Here is a 2,450-nt window from a genome sequence, read left to right on the forward strand (position 1 = left end):
GTCGGCATCAGCAAGCTGGCGCGTGTCGTGGACAGCTTTGCACGCCGTTTCCAGGTCCAGGAAAAGCTGACCGCACAGATCGCCAACTGCATATGCGAGACCCTGCAACCGCGCGGCGTCGCCGTTGTGATCGATGCGCAGCATGAATGCATGACCACGCGCGGCGTGCACAAGCGCGGCGTGTCCATGGTCACCAGCCAGATGCTGGGGACCTTCCGCAAGGATGCGCGCACGCGCGCCGAGTTCCTGCGCTTCATCGACATCGACGGTCGCTGATGCGCGGTGCGCTGGCGCTGCTGGCACTGGGCTTGATGCTGGCACCGTCCGTGCGCGCCACGCCCCCCTCGACGCCATCGATCTACCTGCGCATGTTCGACACCAATCACGACGGACGCGTGAGCCTGGTCGAATACCAGGCCCACATGATGCGCGGCTTCCGCGCCATGGACCGCAATCACGACGGGATTATCGAACGCAACGAACAGCCGCCCGGCCCGCGCCGCCACGGCCGCATCACGCAGCGCCAGTACCTCCACAATCTGGCGGTTGTGTTCCATCGTCAGGACACCAACCACGACGGTTTTCTGGACGCGCGCGAACTCGCCGCTCCACCGCGATGAATCCCGACGTCATTGTCATCGGTGGCGGCGCGGCGGGCCTGATGTGCGCCATCGTCGCCGCACGGCGAGGGCGTCACGTGCAGGTCCTGGACCACGCCAACCGCGTGGGCAAGAAGATCCTGATGTCCGGCGGCGGACGCTGCAATTTCACCAACCTAGGCGTGACCCCGGAGAACTACCTCTCGGACAATCCGCACTTCGCCAAGTCGGCCCTGGCCCGCTATACGCCGGCTGATTTCATTGCCCTGGTCGAAAAGCACGGCATCGCCTGGCACGAAAAGGAACGCGGTCAGCTGTTCTGTGACATTTCCTCCAAGCTGATCGTGCGCATGCTGCTGGACGAATGCGCGGCAGCGGGCGTGGACGTGGTCACCGGCTGCCACATCGAGTCCGTGCGAAGGGCCGCCGATCACTTCGCGCTGCAGACCACGTTCGGGCCCATGAACTGCACTTCGCTGGTGGTGGCCAGCGGTGGACTCTCGATACCCAGCATGGGAGCCAGCGGGTTCGGCTACGACCTGGCCAGACAGTTCGGCCACAAGGTGCTGCCCACGCGTGCGGGCCTGGTGCCCTTGACCCTGAGCGGGAAGCACCTGGAACGCTACAGCGACCTTTCGGGCGTGGCTGTAGCCGAAGTCGAAGCCGCTAGCGACAACATGGCCTTCCGCGCCGGCATGCTGTTCACGCACCGTGGCATCAGCGGGCCCGCGATCCTGCAGATTTCCTCGTATTGGCAACCGGGCGAGTCCGTGCGAATCGACTTTGCTCCAGGCACCGCGCTGGAGGACTGGCTGCACACGCAGCGCCACACGCACCCGGATCGCGAATTGAAAACCGCACTGTCCGAACTCGTGCCCAAGCGCCTGGCCCAGCGCCTGTGCGATATCGACCTCGGCAACCGTCCGCTGCGCCAGTACAACGCGCCCGATCTGGTTCGCATCGGCCAGCACCTGAACGCCTGGCCCATTACCGCCAGCGGCAGCGAGGGCTACCGCACCGCCGAGGTCACCCTGGGCGGCGTGGATACCAAACACCTGTCCTCCAAGACCATGGAGTCGAAACACGTCCCCGGCCTGTACTTCATCGGCGAAGTCGTTGATGTCACCGGCTGGCTGGGCGGCTACAACTTCCAGTGGGCGTGGGCCTCCGGCCATGCCGCCGGAACGGCTGCATGAGCGGATCAGGAGCCGACCACTCCGCCCTTGCCGGTCTCGATCATCTGCATGACAAACCTGGCGCGACCCTCCGCACGCGAAGCGGACACGCAGACGGCGACCCATGTGAAAATCGATTCCGGCGATGACCGTCACAGCCGCAATCGGCCCTCGTTCGGCGTGGAACGCACGCGGACGCGAAATTGCGAAACAGGCGCGTGAGCAGATGCTCACTGGCGTGCTGCGCCAACAGACCCGAGACGCCTCCGCGCGGTCAAGTGCGCACGACGTACTGCGCCAGCGCCGTGACCGGCATCAGCAGGCCAACAGCGCAGAACATGATCCATCGCTTCATGATCTTCCCCACTTCCTGATCGGGTGACCACGGGCCAAGCATGGAGACCGCAGGCGATACCTCCGGAACGGCTTCGAATCAAGGCTAGCTACGTTGTGCCTTGTGGCAAAAGGGACCCGAAGAGGGTCTCGTTCAACCGAGCGGCAAGGTCGAAGTGCCCAGTTGCACCATCGGGTCGACCAGCCAGTGATCGAGCAGCAGGAAGGCGAACAGCGCCATCAGGTAGGTGATCGAATAGCGAAACACCTTCATGGCGTACATTTCGTCCGGCGGGTTCATCAGGCGCACGGCGTAATAGAGAAAGCCGGCGCCGAGCACCAC

Annotated in this window: 4 protein-coding genes and 1 pseudogene; 4 read left to right on the plus strand and 1 reads right to left on the minus strand. The window is 64.3% G+C overall.

The features are described 5' to 3' along the window. The 4 genes from PF446_RS07015 to PF446_RS07030 all read left to right on the plus strand — a co-directional run. A partial coding sequence (locus PF446_RS07015; protein ID WP_298070578.1) for a GTP cyclohydrolase I occupies positions 1–276 on the plus strand: 276 nt, incomplete at its 5' end. Further along, positions 276–620 (plus strand): hypothetical protein, encoded by a 345-nt coding sequence (locus PF446_RS07020; RefSeq protein ID WP_298070580.1) that lies wholly within the window; start codon positions 276–278, stop codon positions 618–620. The genes PF446_RS07015 and PF446_RS07020, both read left to right, overlap by 1 nt. Next, a complete protein-coding gene (locus PF446_RS07025; protein WP_298070581.1) occupies positions 617–1,795 on the plus strand; it encodes an NAD(P)/FAD-dependent oxidoreductase in 1,179 nt (392 codons plus the stop codon). Before PF446_RS07020 ends, PF446_RS07025 begins: the two co-directional genes overlap by 4 nt. A 124-nt stretch (positions 1,796–1,919) precedes the next feature. After that, positions 1,920–2,156: a hypothetical protein gene (locus PF446_RS07030; RefSeq protein ID WP_298070582.1), complete on the plus strand. Its 237-nt coding sequence runs from the start codon at positions 1,920–1,922 to the stop codon at positions 2,154–2,156. Positions 2,157–2,261: 105 nt separating this feature from the next. On the opposite strand, the pseudogene PF446_RS07035 reads toward PF446_RS07030, so the two are convergent. Continuing rightward, a pseudogene (locus PF446_RS07035) lies at positions 2,262–2,450 on the minus strand (protoheme IX farnesyltransferase); the annotation flags it as partial.

The sequence above is a fragment of the Oleiagrimonas sp. genome (assembly GCF_027858935.1).
Taxonomy (GTDB): Bacteria; Pseudomonadota; Gammaproteobacteria; order Xanthomonadales; family Rhodanobacteraceae; genus Oleiagrimonas.

Excerpts from the sequence above, each read along its gene's own strand:
- PF446_RS07020 (WP_298070580.1), top strand. The coding sequence starts at position 276 with ATGCGCGGTGCGCTGGCGCTGCTGGCACTGGGCTTGATGCTGGCACCG.
- PF446_RS07025 (WP_298070581.1), top strand. The coding sequence starts at position 617 with ATGAATCCCGACGTCATTGTCATCGGTGGCGGCGCGGCGGGCCTGATG.
- PF446_RS07030 (WP_298070582.1), top strand. The coding sequence starts at position 1,920 with ATGACCGTCACAGCCGCAATCGGCCCTCGTTCGGCGTGGAACGCACGC.